The 14,806-nt window shown below is 32.9% G+C and carries 15 protein-coding genes; 4 read left to right on the forward strand and 11 right to left on the reverse strand.

All coding sequences use genetic code 11. The features are described from left to right. The first annotated feature begins 259 nt into the window (after positions 1–259). The gene (locus NNL09_RS16720; RefSeq protein ID WP_196910544.1) at positions 260–1,477 is read left to right on the forward strand and encodes a S8 family serine peptidase; all 1,218 of its coding nucleotides are present in this window, start codon (positions 260–262) and stop codon (positions 1,475–1,477) included. A gap of 85 nt (positions 1,478–1,562) precedes the next feature. Here the strand turns inward: NNL09_RS16720 and NNL09_RS16725 are convergent, their stop codons facing one another. From NNL09_RS16725 to NNL09_RS16755, 7 genes are all read right to left on the reverse strand, one after another. Further along, the gene (locus tag NNL09_RS16725; protein WP_196910543.1) at positions 1,563–1,943 is read right to left on the reverse strand and encodes a cytochrome c; all 381 of its coding nucleotides are present in this window, start codon (positions 1,941–1,943) and stop codon (positions 1,563–1,565) included. Between the two features lie 71 nt (positions 1,944–2,014). Next, positions 2,015–2,557: an acyl-CoA thioesterase gene (locus NNL09_RS16730; RefSeq protein ID WP_025664881.1), complete on the reverse strand. Its 543-nt coding sequence runs from the start codon at positions 2,555–2,557 to the stop codon at positions 2,015–2,017. A 43-nt stretch (positions 2,558–2,600) separates the two neighbouring features. Continuing rightward, positions 2,601–2,969 carry a hypothetical protein gene (locus NNL09_RS16735; RefSeq protein ID WP_025664882.1) on the reverse strand — a complete coding sequence of 123 codons (369 nt, stop codon included), beginning with the start codon at positions 2,967–2,969 and terminating at the stop codon, positions 2,601–2,603. A gap of 2 nt (positions 2,970–2,971) precedes the next feature. Beyond that, a complete protein-coding gene (locus NNL09_RS16740) occupies positions 2,972–4,132 on the reverse strand; it encodes a serine hydrolase (protein ID WP_196910542.1) in 1,161 nt (386 codons plus the stop codon). A 360-nt stretch (positions 4,133–4,492) separates the two neighbouring features. Continuing rightward, a complete protein-coding gene (locus NNL09_RS16745; RefSeq protein ID WP_196910541.1) occupies positions 4,493–4,831 on the reverse strand; it encodes a hypothetical protein in 339 nt (112 codons plus the stop codon). A 24-nt stretch (positions 4,832–4,855) separates the two neighbouring features. Further along, positions 4,856–6,202: a DNA recombination protein RmuC gene (gene rmuC / locus NNL09_RS16750; protein ID WP_196910540.1), complete on the reverse strand. Its 1,347-nt coding sequence runs from the start codon at positions 6,200–6,202 to the stop codon at positions 4,856–4,858. Positions 6,203–6,347: 145 nt separating this feature from the next. Then, positions 6,348–7,727 carry a reverse transcriptase domain-containing protein gene (locus NNL09_RS16755; RefSeq protein ID WP_231389169.1) on the reverse strand — a complete coding sequence of 460 codons (1,380 nt, stop codon included), beginning with the start codon at positions 7,725–7,727 and terminating at the stop codon, positions 6,348–6,350. Between the two features lie 465 nt (positions 7,728–8,192). Between NNL09_RS16755 and NNL09_RS16760 the strand changes: the two genes are divergently transcribed. Next, complete coding sequence (locus NNL09_RS16760) at positions 8,193–8,888, forward strand: hypothetical protein (RefSeq protein WP_196910539.1); 696 nt, start codon at positions 8,193–8,195, stop codon at positions 8,886–8,888. Between the two features lie 141 nt (positions 8,889–9,029). On the opposite strand, the gene NNL09_RS16765 is transcribed toward NNL09_RS16760, so the two are convergent. Further along, a complete protein-coding gene (locus tag NNL09_RS16765) occupies positions 9,030–9,677 on the reverse strand; it encodes an ABC transporter ATP-binding protein (RefSeq protein ID WP_316930173.1) in 648 nt (215 codons plus the stop codon). Here NNL09_RS16765 and NNL09_RS26300 point away from each other — a divergent pair. Beyond that, complete coding sequence (locus NNL09_RS26300; protein WP_316930174.1) at positions 9,613–9,771, forward strand: hypothetical protein; 159 nt, start codon at positions 9,613–9,615, stop codon at positions 9,769–9,771. The two genes, NNL09_RS16765 and NNL09_RS26300, sit on opposite strands and share 65 nt — an antisense overlap. Positions 9,772–9,879: 108 nt before the next feature. Here the strand turns inward: NNL09_RS26300 and gldG are convergent, their stop codons facing one another. The 3 genes from gldG to NNL09_RS16780 form a co-directional block, all read right to left on the reverse strand. Further along, positions 9,880–12,279, reverse strand: a complete 2,400-nt coding sequence (gene gldG, locus NNL09_RS16770; protein WP_196910538.1) for a gliding motility-associated ABC transporter substrate-binding protein GldG — start codon at positions 12,277–12,279, stop codon at positions 9,880–9,882. Between the two features lie 68 nt (positions 12,280–12,347). Next, a complete protein-coding gene (locus tag NNL09_RS16775) occupies positions 12,348–12,632 on the reverse strand; it encodes a putative quinol monooxygenase (protein ID WP_035095772.1) in 285 nt (94 codons plus the stop codon). Between the two features lie 68 nt (positions 12,633–12,700). Continuing rightward, on the reverse strand, positions 12,701–13,531 hold the full coding sequence (locus NNL09_RS16780) for an S-adenosyl-l-methionine hydroxide adenosyltransferase family protein (RefSeq protein WP_025664890.1): 831 nt from the start codon (positions 13,529–13,531) through the stop codon (positions 12,701–12,703). 265 nt (positions 13,532–13,796) lie between these two features. Here NNL09_RS16780 and NNL09_RS16785 point away from each other — a divergent pair, with 265 nt between their 5' ends. Continuing rightward, positions 13,797–14,753 carry a PhoH family protein gene (locus tag NNL09_RS16785; RefSeq protein ID WP_025664891.1) on the forward strand — a complete coding sequence of 319 codons (957 nt, stop codon included), beginning with the start codon at positions 13,797–13,799 and terminating at the stop codon, positions 14,751–14,753. Positions 14,754–14,806 lie beyond the last annotated feature (53 nt).

Raw genomic sequence — 14,806 nt, forward strand, 5'->3', positions numbered from 1 at the left:
CCCTAAATTGTCGGTTCTAGTTTTTCGTTTAATCCCTTGATTTTCAATAATGCAACACTGTTGCATTATTGAAAATCAAGGGATGGTTTATTTAGATTGAAGTTAAATAAATGAAATGTAACTATTTGTTTGTTACGTGTTTGCCGTATTTGTTTATTTGAATTTATCTCTACTTTTGAATAACAAATTTTAATGAGAGCTCAACATTTTTAATTTAAAATCTAGAATTAAACATTTAAATAGAAAAATCTAACACATAATGAAAACTCAACTGAAATTTTTAAGTATACTAACAGTCTTTTCTCTCTTCTTTTATAGTTGTGAAAAAGACGCCGATGGGGTTACCAATATAGAAACGGGAATAGAGACTACAGAAACTGTAGGAGCAGAACAGGCGATACCAGGAGAATATATTGTAATTTATAAAGAAGATAAATCTCTATTTGGTAAAAGTGCTGGTATGAAAGCTAAATCCCAGCAAACGTTATCCAAATATGCAATAGCAGAGGATAACATAAAACAAACCTATAGCAGTGCTATCCAGGGTTTTCATATAGAAAACTTATCTGAAGAGCAGGTAAATACGCTTAAAAATGATCCTGAAATTGCATATATCCAGCCTAATTATATTAGAACACTGGATGTTGAAATGGGAAAACCTGTGAGTCAACTTCCTGCAACTGTACAAGACAAAGCAGCGAACAAAGGTTCTTGGTTACCTAGTGGAGACTTTTTACCATGGGGTATAAATAGAGTGGGTAGAGCAAATGGTACTGGTAGAACTTGCTGGATTATTGATAGCGGAATCTCACCACATAGAGATTTAAACATTGATTCTAACCGAAGCAGAAGTTTTGTTGGTGGATCATGGCAAGATCAAAATGGACACGGAACTCATGTAGCAGGAACTGTTGCTGCAAAAAATAATGGTTCTGGAGTTATTGGGGTGGCTTATGGCGCTACAGTTGTTTCTGTGAGAGTTTTAAATGCACAAGGTAGTGGTAGTGATGCAGCTATACTTGGAGGTGTAGATTATGTTGCCAGAAATGCCAGAAATGGAGATACCTGGAATTACAGTATAGGGTATAGAAATCGTCATACTAATGTAGCTACAGATAATGCATTTAGAAACCTGGAACGAACAACTTATGGGGCAATGGCTGCAGGTAATAGTAATGATGATACACAGTATTATTCACCACAAAGATTACGAACTAGAAACTCTTGGAATGTTGGTAACATGACCAGAGGTGATCGCCCTGCAGGAACTTCTAATTACGGAAGAAGTGTAGATCGTTGGGCTCCTGGTACCCAAGTATGGTCTACATGGTTAAACGGACAATTTAATAGAATCTCTGGTACTTCTATGGCGTCACCACACGTGGCAGGAATATTATTACTAAGAGGTAACAGTACAGGAACAGATGGTTCCGTAAGTAAAGGTGGCCACTCGGCTCCTATAGCTACCACAAATTAATACGGTAGTTTCATATTTTGAGTATGTATTAGAGAGGCTGGGTGATTCCAGCCTCTTTTTTGTGTTTTAAGAGAGAGTTACAGTGTTATTTTTCTAAAAAACCATCAGCTTCCCAATCTAAAATAATATCTATTGTTGCCTGTGGTAACCTACCTTCTGGAGGCATTACATTAGCTCCTGTTGATTTAACTAAAAGAACAAGATCTCTATTTACTCCAACTATAGTTTCGGTGTAATTGCGCATAGGAAAAGGAGCTCCGTTTTGTGCAGGAACAGTGTGACAACGTACACATTGAGCATCTATAATTGCCTTAACATCTGCATCATAAGTTGTAATTTTATTCGGGTTTGGGTTTGTATCAGGATCCGGATTGGGATTAGGTTGCGGGCTATCATCACCACTGCTACAGTTAAAGCAAAGTAAGGCGATGAGCAGTATTGAAATTTTTTTGAATATACTTTCCATAACGGGGGTTTTTGTATGAAATATACAAAGATTTTGCTAATAGATAGTATGATGTAATGATCTTGACTTAATTATAAGTCGATCTTTACATTATATTGGTCAAGGATTTCCAGATGAGATTCGAGCTCAAATTCTGAATCTTTAAAACGATTACGCCTTGTAACCGCATCTTCTTTACGTATAATACTTCTTACAAATCGACGTATTGCAGTTTTGTTTTCTAAAATTAACCCTGGTATAGGCACACTTTTACCTTTGTCGTTTTTAGCCACCATAGTAAAGTAACTCGAATTACAATGTTTTACTTTACCGGTTTGTATGTTTTCTGCCTCGACTCGTACTCCAACAACCATAGAAGTATTGCCTACATGATTTACTGATGCTTTAAGCGTTACAAGTTCGCCAACTTCGATAGGTTTTAAGAAATCCACTTTATCTACACTGGCAGTCACGCAATAAGCCTCAGAATGTTTGGAAGCACATGCAAAAGCAATTTGATCCATCAAAGACAAGATATAACCACCATGTATTTTTCCACTAAAATTAGAATGAGAGGGAAGCATGAGTTCTGAAATAATTACTCTAGATTCTGTATTGGTTTTGTACTTTTTCATTCTATTATTCATTTAGTTGATAATGTGTGATGTAAGAACTATACTACTTATTTCTAAAGTGAGGAGAGTCTTCCTCAACGACATCGATCACAAAATACTTTGTATCTCCAAGCCAGGAAACTTTTGCAAAACGCTCTTTATATTTTAGTTTTACATATCTACCCTGAAATTTTTCGAGCTTCTTTATAATATCTTCTTTCTGGCTTTCAACAGAAAAACTAAAAATTTGTGCTCCAGAGATCCCCTGACTAATTTCGCCCTCCCAGGTTTTAAAAACCACACCTTTATTACTAAATTTTATAAGTTCACCACTTCGGGTTCCTTCACTATAAGATGCATAATATATAAATGCATACCATGCAGCAAAAAGCGTTAAAATTACAATAATGAGTATTGCGAGTATTTTTTTCATATTTAGAATGCGTTATATACTTTGGTCATAAATTCATCAATCTGATTGGGTTCGAGCCATCGCGTAACTATAACCAGATTTTGTTTTTGGTCAATCACAATAAAGTTACCACCAAAGCCTGCGGCGTAGCACAAATGTTCTGGTAATCCTTCCCAATGCCTGGATCCTTTTTGGTTAAGCCACCACATAAAACCATAGTTTGGGTTGGCCTGCGAAGGTTTGGTCGCTTCTTTGATCCATTCTTCAGATAATAATTGTGTTCCGTTCCAGTTTCCGTTGTTAAGAAAAAGTAATCCGAACCGGGCATGATCTAAGGTATTGATAAATAATCCACCACCAGAATGACCACCTCCGCTTACAGATTGCATATTGATACCATCAACTGCAACCCAAGAATTATCATACCCATACCACCTCCATGTGGTTGATGCACCAATAGGATTCATTATTTTTTCTTTTAGTACCTGTGGTAATGGAGTTCTCCAAACATGTAATAAGGAATATGCCAATACGTTAACACGAACATCGTTGTACTCAAAGACAGTTCCGGGTTCGCTGAGTTTTCTAAATTTCCAATCATCGATACCACCTTTTCTTGGGGGACGATCTGCCCAGTCATATCCACCCCATAGTTGTCCTGACCAATCTGAGGACTGTGTAAGTAAGTGTCTCCAGGTAATTTTCTTGTTATGCTTTCCATCAAAGGTATGATCCCATATGGTAGTATAGGTGTGATCATCAACAGAATGTATTAACTTATTATCTATAGCTAACCCAGCCATAGTAGATAGATAACTTTTGGTAACACTAAATGTCATATCTACTCTGTCTACGTCTCCCCATTTTGATATAATGTATCCGTCCTTAATGATGAGACCAGCAGGACCGCCTCTTTTTTTGGTAGGCCCCAGAATTTTGTGATAGGGTTCTCGCTCAAAACCTTTTACAATAGCTTCGCGTAGATCTTTTGATCCCGAGTATTCATGATCCAGAGCAAACTGTACCGCTTCCTGAAGCTTTTGTGCATTTATCTTAAATTCGGTTGGATTTTTTTCCTCCCAGTTTCCGCGTTCGGGAAAATAAATCTGTTGTGCAGTAGCAATATGAAAAACGTTTCCGAAAAGAACTACAAAGAAATATATTTTTATAAGTATAGATTTCATGTGTTTACATCTTTTAATTATTTGTAAATACCAGTTTCAATCTTTTAGTGTTGAACAAAGTACTTTATTGTTTTTTTAATCAATAAGAAAAAGCCAATTACAAAAAGAACTGACCCTAAAAAGGAAAAACCTTGTGTGAAATATATAAAGGTTACGTAAGAATCTACTCCTAATGTACTAATATATGTAGCACCCACAATATTCGAAATACCACATAATAAAGATATAATACTACCAGTGGTTAATAATACCCCTTCTGTTAAATACATAGTATAGCTATAACTAGTTGTGGTATTGAGGTTATAATGCCTAAAAAAATGTGTTTAATGATCTCTGTAATACCTTGCTCCATAATTGTTTTTATTCAGAAACCTTATTTTTAATAATTTTCAGGATCATTATATAGAAACCGATTATGAAAAGTATTGATCCAATGAATGAAATAGTATTTATTCCAGAGTTAATAATAAGGTATGCGTCAAACCCCCATGAATCTACAAACCTATAGATAAATTGATGTAAAATTGCTACAATAAGGATCAGGATGTTACCGATAAGTATAAGGACACCTTCTTTTGTTGTTCCTTTTTTGCTTATATAATAAATCGTAAGTATTATAAATAAAAGGATGGGTAGAATGTAAAACAGCCCCCCAATGATCCTATGTATAATTTCTGATACGTTAGAACTTGACTCCATGATTATTGATATATGTTTTGTTGATTATTCATTTTCTTCGGTAGCTCTTTTAATCACAGCTTCGGGTAATGATTTTTTGGCTTTGGCCCCCATTTTTTTGAGTTTTTCGACACTGGTAATCAGATTTCCTCTCCCTTCAACTAATTTATTCATTGCAGCAGAGTAATCTTTTTTTGCATCATCTATCTTTTTACCTACCCCAGTGAGATCTTTTACTAACCCTTCAAACTTATCATATAGAGCCCCAGCCTGCCGTGCAATCTCAATTGCATTACGTTGTTGTTTTTCATTATTCCACATAGTATCAATAGTACGCAAAGTAGCCAAAAGGGTAGAAGGAGTAACGATCACTATATTTTTTTCGAAAGCCTGGTTGTATAATTTATTATCCTGATTAATCGCTATCGCGAAAGCGGGTTCTATAGGAACAAACATCAAAATAAAATCTGGTGATTCGATATCATACAGATCTTGATAGTTTTTTTCTGAAAGTTGATCTACATGACGTTTTAATGATGTGATGTGTTCTTTAAGGTGAGTACCTCTTAGTTCTTCATTTTCTTCATTGATATAACGTTCATATGCAGTAAGTGCTACTTTAGAGTCAATAACCATCTTTTTACTGTCTGGCAGATAAATCACTACATCGGGCATCACTCGTTGCCCATTATCAAGAGTAAAACTTTGTTGTACAAAATACTCTCTATCTTTTTCTAATCCAGACTTCTCTAATACACGTTCTAACACCAATTCTCCCCAATTACCTTGCATTTTACTATCGCCTTTAAGTGCTTTGGTAAGATTAGTAGCTTCTTTGCTCATTTGTTCATTAAGGTCTTTAAGGCCTACTATTTGCTGACGTAGTGCTGCGTGATAATCGATACTTTCTTTATGAGTTTGTTCTACTTTTTTCTCAAAAGTATTGATCTTTTCTTGTAATGGATTCAGGATACTTTTAATATTCTCTTTGTTCTGTTCGGTAAATTTATTAGACTTCTCATCGAGGATTTTATTGGCGAGGTTCTCAAATTCTTTGGTGAATTTTTCCTGAAGTTTTTCTACTTCTTCTTTTTGCGATGTATTTTTAAGTTGAAGATTTTCGTATTCTGCATTACGACGGGTAAGTTCTGTATTGAGAAAATCTTTTTCTCTACGAATCTCTTCACGTTCTTTAATCAATTCTGATAGTTGTTTTTCGGTAGTGTTTTTAAACTCATCAAATTGAGATTGAAGCAAATTTGCCCTTTCATTAGTAGCACTTTTTTCACTGTTATGCTGTAATGAAACTACATATTTTCCAATAAAAAAACCTACGATAATTGATATGATGATTACCCCAACGGCAATGATAATCGGTGTGTATTCTGACATGTTAATATTTTTTTTGCAAAAAGTAAAGGTAATTATTTATATCAAAGTTAATCTTCCTTTTTGACATTTGAAAAATCATATTTTTTCATTGTTTGTTGAAGTATTTTCCAATGATTTTTTATTTGCCTTTTAATTTCAGGTGCATTCATTTCTTCTGAAGCCCTGTAAGCATACTTAATATAGTTACCTCTATATTTACGATAATATTTTTTACTTCTTGTTTTCCATCGACGTATTTAACTTTTTTAGCAGGAAGTAACCTTTTCTTTCTTCCTTTAAAGCTATACAGACGATAAATTTTTCTTTTAAAAATAGGAGCGTCATCCAATAAATATTTTTCTTTTATTTTCTCAACTCGCTTATGTTTTCGTCTTATAGTATCTTTCATGTCTCGATAAAATGAAGCCAAATTTTTCGACTTTAATAAAGTTTGATAGCCATAAAATTCAAAACCTAAATAATTAAGAGGAATATTCTTTTTTAATCCTGTATCGGTCATTTTAAAAGATTGTAATCTTCCATTGTCTATTTTAAAAAGTGTTTTTTCTGTTTTTTCTATTGATATATTAAGATTGATTTTTTCTATTTCTGATAAAACAACTTTTTGTATTTTCTTTACTTGATTTTTATTGCATATAACAATTATATCATCTGAATATCTTCTGTAAAAAATATTCTCCTTTGATGTAAGATTAATAATGGATTCATCAAATGGAAGCATGTATATGTTAGCAAGTAAGGCACTAATGGGTAAACCCTGTGGAATACCAACTATTTTACCATCTTTTCTTTTTTGATTTTTATGAATAATAATATCTGAATCAATAAGCTCCTTAATATTTTTAACTAAAGTATGTTTACCTTCTTTTTTTAAATGTGCTAATTTTTTCTCATCAAAATGACCATTTGCAGTTCTAAAATCATTAAGTTTTACGTATGAAAACCTAGTTATAGCCTTAAAGATATTGTAATGATCTTTTGGTAAAGATTTACATTTCAATATTTTTGCCCAAATTAACTTTAATTTTTTATGATTTAGACTTGGAAAAAAATTTTCAATATCTAGGGCTAAAACAACACAGTTCTCTCTCTTTTTGACTTCATCAAAAATGTCTTTTGCAAAATGAACGTTATTTTTAAATTTAACTTTACTTTCTGTCTGAATACGTCTGTAGGCGGTAATAGCATTTGACAGTTCTTCATTTTTGGATAAATACTCTTCATACTTAGGTGATATCAATTTTTGAGTATAATAAGAAAAGATATGAGAATCTATATGAGTCGCATATAGAATTTCTCTAATTTTTGTGTTATTCTTGTGTGATGGTCTTTCAATTCCATCAAAGTACGAAGATTTATATCTTCTTTGCTTCATCTGTTTAAAAATCAGAGGAGAGAAAGAATGTCTAGATACCTTTTCTGCATTAGTAAGGTATTTCTCAATACTTTTTTTTGATAATACTGGAATTTTGTTTGTAAAATGAGGATATCCTCGATCCTTAAACCAATCTTTTTGTTTTTTCATAAATAAAAGAAGTAAAGAAAGTCCTCATGCGAAAATTGATAACAAAATAGAACTTAACATCTCAATTGAGATTGAACCACTAACCGAGTTCTCGATTCCCGCTTCCTTGGTACGTTCAATAACTTTAATCCAATTGCCATAATGATAATAAATATCCTGACAGAATTACTGTTCAATGTAACAATTCCTATAGTTTGGAGTCTTATAAATAAGATACCCAAGTGGTACAGAATTTGCATTATCTTACTTGAATTAGTATTCACTCTTTCGAATGAGGGTATACTAATTAAAGTGATTACACTTTTCCTAATCTACATATTTTAATTAACCCTGTAAAACAGGTTTGATCAGGTGATACAATATTGTTAATATTTATCATTGGTTCAGCCAAATGTTCTATCTCTTTGGAGAACTTTCTTACTTCATATTAAAAGTAATCTTTTATCTTTATATAAAAACTTTATTATGGATAAAATATCTGCTTTTTCTATTGGTGAAATTGTAACCTTGAATTCACATCCTTTGTTTAAAGATTATTTAGTTAATTCTCATGCAGATCAAATTCCTCCCTTATTTGTTATTGGAGAGGTATTTTTTGAGAATGATAAAAAGAAGTTATTTAGTGATGAAATAGAAAATTCGCAAATCTCAGATTTAATAAAATATACTTGTGTATATTTCAATAATAAGAAAAGTGAATTCAATGAAGTAATGATATATCATTCTTTATTAAGAAGTTATGGGGATCTAAAGTACCATAATGAAATAGATAATTCTAAAAAGGATAAAATTGATTCAACTTTAATTACTGAAGTAAAAACAAAATATGTCGAATCGGAATATGTTTATGGAAAAGTAGTCCAATTTAAAACTAACAAATTAGAAAGTAGAAAAAAAATTAAAAAGGCAATGAAAGATAATAAGCCATACCCTTCGTTTACATCTCCTGATTTTATTTTATCAGGAGTTAAAAAGGAATCATCTGATGGATTGTTTTATGGAAACGGAAAACCAAAAAAAAAGGTTTCCGAGGTGCTGTATAAAGTAATGTGGTTTAATCATTTTCAACAAAAATTTAGTGAGAAATATCTTCCTAAGGAATGTTTTATTGAGGTTTTGGAAGAAAAGGAAACACCCCCTAAAAAGAAAAATAACGTATAATTGTGTTAATTTATTTCTTTCCCGAACAGGTTTTTGATTACTAAATCATAAGAGTCGTCTACTCCTTTCTTATTAATACAGTATTCTCGGTATTCTTCTATGTTCATGATCGTAAGAATTTAAAATAAAATATCGAGGCGTTTAACTTCGTACTTTATACCTTCCGGATTTAGAATCAAAAAGAATCAGGTCTTCGGGAAAAAGAGAAGAAAAAGCTCGGCATTGCACTAATTCTTTGGGTCTTCCAAATTCGAAACCGTCTTGATTCATTACAATCATTTTATCACATAATTGTATTGCAAAATCGATTTCATGAGTCGAAAAAAGAATAGTTTTTCTAGTTTCAAAAGCTAGACGTTTAAGTAGTTTCAATATATACGCCTTATGATATACATCTAAGTGAGTAGTGGGTTCATCCAGCATAATAAAAGGAGTGTCTTGAGCAATCGCGCGGGCGATAAGTACTTTTTGTAACTGCCCGTCACTAAGTTCAAAACATCTTTTGGCAACCAAATCACCAATATGTGTTACCTCGATCGCTTTTTTTATTTGCTCTATATCTTCTTCTGCCATTTTTCCTACCCAGTTCGTATAAGGTTGTCTGCCAAGGGCTACTAATTCCTGTACTGTTAGGTTTTTTGAAGCAATTTGTTCTGTTAATACAATACTTAACTGCGAAGCCAGTTCGACAGATTTGTAGGATTGAAGTTCTATATCAGATAACATGACTTTACCATGTAGAGCAGGTTGTACACGGGATAGAGTGCGTAGTAAGGTAGATTTACCGATACCATTGGCACCTACCAATCCTACTAGTTCTCCTTCGTGTAATTTTAGATTGATATCTGCTGCAATAACATTAAGTTCCTTTTTGGTGCGATAACCAATAGAGAGATCTTCTGTTTTAAGAACGATATTTAGGGCTTCACGATTAATAGATTTAAGGTTTTAGGGTTCAAAGTTTTCTATATCAAATATAAAGAATAGAATTTTAAACAATTTTTCTATACTTTTTCTTTCTGATAAACGAAAATAAAAACCCGAAAATGGCAAGGATAAATAAAGGAACCAATATATTGATAACTTGCCATAGCGTTTTACGGGCAACAACTTTTTCTACATTCAGAAATGAAATTTTGACTTCTTTACTCCTAATTTCGATAAGACCAGAATCATCTAACAAGTAATTTACTGCGTTTAATAGAAACTCTTTATTTCCATATTTTAGATTCATGGTAGGATCAAAACCTAACTCTATTGGTTGTCCTTTTCTCGTTTGGTTTTTAATAATATCACCATCGGCAATAACGATCATTTTTGTAGAAACACTCTTATCTTTGTGATCTTGTATTTTATATGGCTTTATTCGATCTTTATAGGTAGATTTAAAACTTCCCTCGAGTAACACCGCTAGGTTTTGAGGTCCTTCGTTATAGCTAGCAATATCTGGTTTTTTTCTAATAATATTTTCTAATCGTATTTCTTTGGGTACCCCTTCTATTTTTGATTTATCAGAACTTGTAAGTAGTATCGTCTTTTTTATACCATTTTTTAGGGTGTCAATCTGGTTCGAAAACTCGAATTTTACAGATTCTGTATTTTTAATAATAGGGTGGTTGCCAGTACTTTTGGTTAATGATCCATAAAACCAGGGATATGGAGTAAATTGAGTATTATTACCTTGCCCAGAAGCTAATACCAGTGGTGCAGAATATAAATCGTTTACCAAGACGGGATTAACTCTTAGTCCGTAAGAAAATAAAGCGTCCCCTAATCTTAGATCCTGCATAATCGCAACAGAGGATCCTTCAGGATTCATTAAACTATCGATTTCCATAGCTACAGATTCTAATAACCACAATGACTTTCCTCCGTTCATTACAAATTGATCCAATACATATTTTTCTTTTTCAGAAAAAGCTTTTGTGGGTTTAGCGTTGATAATCATATCAAATTTTTGCAACTCGTTTAATGTTTTTGTGGGATTGCTCGATACCGAATCCAAAGTAAATGCTCCAACAAAATAGTAATCTTGCAAGGTTTTGATAAAATCGGCAATTTTGATATCGGGTAATTGCCCATTTCCTTTAAGCACAGCAATTTTATGTTTTTTAGGATGTAGTAACTTGGTTAAACCATCTGCAAAAGCATATTCTAATTGTTGAATAGAACTATTTACTCTTTCTTCGGAAGTAGCTCCAATAGTATTTTTGATTAAAGAAATCTTTACGCTTCGGTTTTGATAGCTTAGAATAGCCCAGGGAACTAAGGTTTCGGTTTCGGTTTTTCCGTTTTGCTGTACGCTAACCTCCATTGGGGTTAGACCAAACTTTTGTAATTCTGTAATGGTTTGGGCACGTATTTCTTCTTCTTCTAGTGGATTAGTGAAAATGTGCTGGATATTAGGGTTTATGACATTAAACTCTTCTAAAATTTGTTTAGTTTCAGATTGTAAACGTCTAAACTCTGAAGGAAAATTTCCTTCTAGTAGTACATCGATAACAACAGGAGCAGCAGCTTCTTTAACTAGGTTTTTTGTAGCTTCAGAAAGTGTAAAACGACCATCTTGGGTAAGATCAAAACGATTGTATAATGAGTTTCCTGTCAAAAATAAAATGATGGTAAGGATTAGTGTAATACCAATAGGTTTGATTTTTTGCTTGGCAGTACCTTTTTTAAGAATGATAATAGTAAGAACTACAAATAATAGAATACTACTTAAAAAATAAAAGATATCTCTAGTGTCTAAAATACCTTGACTTATGCGTTCGTAATGCAATTGCATTCCTAGTTGTTCTAGGAAAGTATGTATTGCTTCTGGCAAGTTGTAATTTGCAAGTCCGCTAAAACCAAAATAAAAAACGAAACACAGAAACAGAGCAATCAAAAAGGCAACAATTTGATTGTTGGTAATCGAAGAAGAAAATATACCCATTGCAGTATAGGATGCTGCAAGTAATAGCAGTGCAATGTAAGAACCTATCGTGCTGCCGATATCGAGATTGCCTATTGGTTTTCCTAACTGATAAATAGTAAGTATATAAAGGAGACTAGGGATCAAGGCAATTAGGATTAAGGATAAACTACCCAGATATTTTCCTAATACCAGTTGCCAGTTTTTAATTGGTTTTGTAATCAAGACCTCTAAAGTTCCCTGTCTCTTTTCTTCTGCAAAACTTCTCATGGTTACAGCAGGGATAAGAAATAGCAATATCCATGGAGCAATCTGAAAAAATGGCGAAAGATCGGCAAACCCGCTATCCAAAATATTAAATTGCCCTTTAAAGACCCATAAAAAGAGTCCGTTAAGAATTAAAAATATAGCAATCACCAAATACCCTACGGCAGAGGAGAAAAAGGTATTGATTTCTTTTCGTATTAATGCAAACATAGTTTTTTTAGGATTGAGGTTTTTAAGTTTGTGGTATCAGGAAAATCTGAAACCAGATGTGATAAACTTTAAACTTCGGTTACGCTCCAAGCTTCGGGCCTTTGGCTAAATTTATTTTTGGTATTTGCCCAAACTCCTTTGAATAACGTAGAGTTTCTATAGTTATTGAGATGTTCTTCGGATTCCCAATGACTATAAGTGAAAAATTGATTGGTTTGACTTATATCTCTTATTAATTTTAGATGGCTACACCCTTCAAAATTTCTGATCTTCTCTTTATTTTGCTTAAAGTTTTCTAAAAAAGCATCAATTTGATCGGGTAAGAATCCCATTTTTACGATTCGTATTATCATTTTTTAATTTTCAAAAGTATACCTACAAGGGTTTTACAGTTTATTCTCGATTCTTTTTAGATATTAATTTATTCAAAACTAATGCTTACCGTATCCCTGTAATATAATCCAAAGAGACTAGAGGCTCCTCCAACAGTTTTAGGGTTACTCTTATAAATAGCTAGTTCTAAGTATCCTGAAGAATTAAAGACGGCTAATTTTTTACCATCTTCTTCTCGCTTACTTTTTTCGATATCAAAATTTATAGCATCACTATATCTATTATATACATTTTCAAATACCGCTGTACGTGCTGTGATTTTAAATTTTCGTCCTTTACCTATCTCATCAAATAACTTACGTGTAATGTTGGTAACCAAATTACCATAATTGTCGATATAGATAATGCTACCTACAATCTGCTTATCTCCAAGATTTACAATAGGAGTAATCCCTTTTATGGTTTTGATTTCTGAGATAGTTTTTCCAATAACTTCTAGTGTACCACCTCGGGCAATATGACAGGCCACAGCAACAAAAACATCTAACACAGGAAAATTAGAAACAATGGCATCATGAATATTTATTTCGACGACCTTCTCAGGATTAAATTCTGATGTGATTAAACCTACCAGTCCATTATTAGCGCATATAAAATAATGTTCATCTAGTTTTACAGCAATATGTTTATTTTCTGGATTAGGTTCACTATCGATCCCTATGATATGAATACTTCCTTTGGGAAAACTTTTATAAGCATTTTGTATGATATATGCGGCTTCTGTTATATGAAAAGGTGAGATTTCATGGGATATGTCAACAACTTTGGCATCTGGCAATTCGGTATAAATAGCCCCTTTAACCGCAGATACAAAATGATCTTTGATTCCAAAATCTGTAGTTAAGGTAATAATTGGCATGTATAAGAATTGTTAATATCTTTTAGTTGTAAGCACTTAAAAATATGTAAATTTGTTTTGAAGTTATTCAAAGCTTTTCTTTGGACAACAAAATGATGATAAAACCATCGTATTTACTGTTTTTTTGATCACTGATTCATATAGTGACGATATAAACATTTTGCTTCGTTTTAAATTTCTATTTTGTTTTCCCGACAAAAACTTGAACAACTTTAGCAAACTTAGTCAATCCTAAAAAAAAATCATACTAAAATTCGTATAGCTTTTGAACGAACTTATTATAGAACTTACAGAAATCAATCCGAGAGAGTTTTTCGGACTTCAGAATAGCAATATTCAATTATTAAAAAAATACTTCCCGAAGTTAAAAATTGTAGCAAGAGGCAGTAAAATGAAAGTATATGGAGATGAAGATATGCTCGAAGAGTTTGATATGCGTCTTAATATGCTTCTTGAACATTTTAGTAAATACAATAAACTGGATGAAAATGTAATCGAACGTGTACTCACTAGTGAAAGTAAAGCAGATTACGAAACATCGGCTAATAGTGGAGAAACGTTGGTGCATGGGGTAGGAGGTAAATTAATTAAAGCCCAAACAGCTAACCAGCGTAAACTAGTAGAATCCTGTAATAAAAATGATATGGTTTTTGCTATAGGACCAGCCGGTACCGGAAAAACGTATACAGGAGTTGCATTAGCCGTTAGAGCACTAAAAGAGAAACAGGTTAGACGTATTATTCTTACTCGTCCTGCAGTAGAAGCCGGCGAAAATCTTGGATTCTTACCAGGAGATCTTAAAGAGAAGCTGGATCCATATATGCAGCCTTTGTATGATGCTTTACGGGATATGATTCCTAATGAAAAACTAGATAGTTTTATAGAAAAAGGAGTTATACAAATTGCTCCTATGGCATTTATGCGTGGTAGAACATTAGATAATGCTTTTGTAATCCTTGATGAGGCTCAAAATACAACACATGCACAGATGAAGATGTTTCTGACACGTATGGGTAAGAATGCTAAGTTTATTATTACCGGAGACCCTGGGCAAATAGATTTACCAAGAAGAGTTACTTCTGGACTTAAAGAAGCTTTACTGGTACTTAAGAATATTCAGGGAATTGGTATGATTTATCTGGACGATAAAGATGTGATTCGTCATAGATTAGTGAAAAAGGTAATTGCAGCCTATAAAGAAATTGAAAATAGAAATGGATAAATAGTTTCAGGTTTTTAGTTTCTAATTGAAATTAAAGCCAGAAACCCGAAACC

Source organism: Aquimarina sp. EL_43 (genome assembly GCF_943422735.1).
GTDB lineage: Bacteria > Bacteroidota > Bacteroidia > Flavobacteriales > Flavobacteriaceae > Aquimarina > Aquimarina megaterium.

Bases quoted from the DNA above. Each gene is read 5' to 3' on its own strand.
- NNL09_RS16760 (WP_196910539.1), top strand. From the start codon at position 8,193: ATGGATAAAATATCTGCTTTTTCTATTGGTGAAATTGTAACCTTGAAT.
- NNL09_RS16775 (WP_035095772.1), bottom strand. From the start codon at position 12,632: ATGATAATACGAATCGTAAAAATGGGATTCTTACCCGATCAAATTGAT.
- NNL09_RS16730 (WP_025664881.1), bottom strand. From the start codon at position 2,557: ATGAAAAAGTACAAAACCAATACAGAATCTAGAGTAATTATTTCAGAA.
- rmuC (WP_196910540.1), bottom strand. From the start codon at position 6,202: ATGTCAGAATACACACCGATTATCATTGCCGTTGGGGTAATCATCATA.
- NNL09_RS26300 (WP_316930174.1), top strand. From the start codon at position 9,613: ATGACTTTACCATGTAGAGCAGGTTGTACACGGGATAGAGTGCGTAGT.
- NNL09_RS16745 (WP_196910541.1), bottom strand. From the start codon at position 4,831: ATGGAGTCAAGTTCTAACGTATCAGAAATTATACATAGGATCATTGGG.
- NNL09_RS16755 (WP_231389169.1), bottom strand. From the start codon at position 7,727: ATGAAAAAACAAAAAGATTGGTTTAAGGATCGAGGATATCCTCATTTT.
- NNL09_RS16780 (WP_025664890.1), bottom strand. From the start codon at position 13,531: ATGCCAATTATTACCTTAACTACAGATTTTGGAATCAAAGATCATTTT.
- gldG (WP_196910538.1), bottom strand. From the start codon at position 12,279: ATGTTTGCATTAATACGAAAAGAAATCAATACCTTTTTCTCCTCTGCC.
- NNL09_RS16740 (WP_196910542.1), bottom strand. From the start codon at position 4,132: ATGAAATCTATACTTATAAAAATATATTTCTTTGTAGTTCTTTTCGGA.
- NNL09_RS16725 (WP_196910543.1), bottom strand. From the start codon at position 1,943: ATGGAAAGTATATTCAAAAAAATTTCAATACTGCTCATCGCCTTACTT.
- NNL09_RS16735 (WP_025664882.1), bottom strand. From the start codon at position 2,969: ATGAAAAAAATACTCGCAATACTCATTATTGTAATTTTAACGCTTTTT.
- NNL09_RS16720 (WP_196910544.1), top strand. From the start codon at position 260: ATGAAAACTCAACTGAAATTTTTAAGTATACTAACAGTCTTTTCTCTC.